The sequence below is a fragment of the Streptomyces sp. NTH33 genome (assembly GCF_003236365.1).
Classification (GTDB): Bacteria; Actinomycetota; Actinomycetes; order Streptomycetales; family Streptomycetaceae; genus Streptomyces.
In genome coordinates, this window is record NZ_POTZ01000861.1 from 1 (window position 1) to 1,510 (window position 1,510).

At 71.9% G+C, this 1,510-nt stretch carries 1 protein-coding gene; it reads left to right on the forward strand.

Going from position 1 to position 1,510, the window contains the following annotated elements; translation table 11 throughout:
- Positions 1-1,310, forward strand: a 1,310-nt coding sequence (locus tag C1I97_RS37040; protein ID WP_111007256.1) for an MFS transporter, incomplete at its 5' end; no start/stop codon positions are given.
- Between the last annotated feature and the right edge of the window lie 200 nt (positions 1,311-1,510).

Consider the following 1,510-nt stretch of genomic DNA (forward strand, 5'->3'; position numbering starts at 1 on the left):
CGAAGAAGGCCGCCGCGGCCGCCTGGATCGGCAGCGCGCTCGAGTACTACGACTTCTTCATCTACGGCAGCGCGGCCGCGCTGATCTTCCCGAAGGTCTTCTTCGACGATTCCGACCCGGCCACCGCGACCCTGCTGTCCCTGGCCACCTTCGGCGTCGCCTACGCCGCCCGCCCGATCGGCGCGCTGTTCCTCGGTCACTTCGGCGACCGGCTGGGCCGCAAGAAGATCATGGTCTTCACGCTGATGCTGATGGGCGTGTCGACGTTCCTGATCGGCTGTCTGCCCACCCGCGCCCAGGTCGGCGACCTCGCCCCGGTGCTGCTGGTGCTGTGCCGGGTGCTGCAGGGCATCTCCGCGGCCGGTGAGCAGGCCAGCGCCAGTTCGATGAGTCTGGAACACGCGCCGGAGCACCGACGGGGCTTCTTCAGCAGTTTCACGCTCAGCGGCACACAGGGCGGGCAGCTCATCGCCACGCTCGCGTTCATCCCGATCGCCGCGCTGCCCGAGAAGCAGCTGCTGTCCTGGGGCTGGCGGGTGCCGTTCTGGGCGAGTGTCCTGGTCGCCGTCGTCGCCTACCTGATCCGCCGCCGCCTGGCCGAGACGCCGGCGTTCGCCCAGCAGGCGGCCGGTGAGGGAGTGGTGAAGCTGCCGCTGGTGGTGCTGGTGCGCGAGCACTGGGCGGATGTGCTGCGGGTGGTCGCGGGCGCGCTGATCGCCTCGGTGAGCACCATCTTCACCGTGTGGGCGCTGGCCTACGCGACCAGTGACGCGGTCGGCATGTCCCGCTCGTCGATGCTGTGGGTGGGCGCGCTCGCCAACGTCGTCGCGCTGGGCGCGATCCCGCTGTGGGCCACCCTGTCGGACCGCATCGGCCGGCGCCCGGTGTACCTGGTCGGCGCGGTGGGCAGCGCGGTGACCATGTTCCTGTACCTGTGGGCGATCTCCACGGGCTCCTACCCGCTGATCCTGCTCCTCGGGATCGTCACCTTCGGTGTCGTCTACAGCGCCGCGAACGGTGTGTGGCCCGCCTTCTACGGCGAGATGTTCTCCACCCGGGTCCGGCTGTCGGGCATGGCGATCGGCACCCAGATCGGCTTCGCGGTGGCCGGGTTCGCGGTCACCTTCGCCGCCGAGATCGCCGGTCCGGACGGCACCGGCTGGTCGGCGGTGGCCCTGTTCACGGCGGCCCTGTGCGTCCCGCCGGTGATCGCCGCCCTCACGGCCCGCGAGACCCACAAGGTCCCGACGGACCTGCTCGGCGAGCGCGGCGGACAGCGGTCGTCACAGCCGCAGACGGTCTCGGCCTGACCTCGCCCGCACCCGCCCGTCCCCGCACCCGCGGCCCACGTCAGGGCCGCGGGTGCGGCGGTTCGTACAGGCCGAGCACACCGCCGCCGGGCAGCCGGAAGCCGGTCACCCGGCCCCACCGCACGTCCTGCACCGGCCGGCCGAGCGCGGCGACCTTGCACGTCCAACTGGTCTTCGGGGGCGGCGTAGGGGAACAGGGG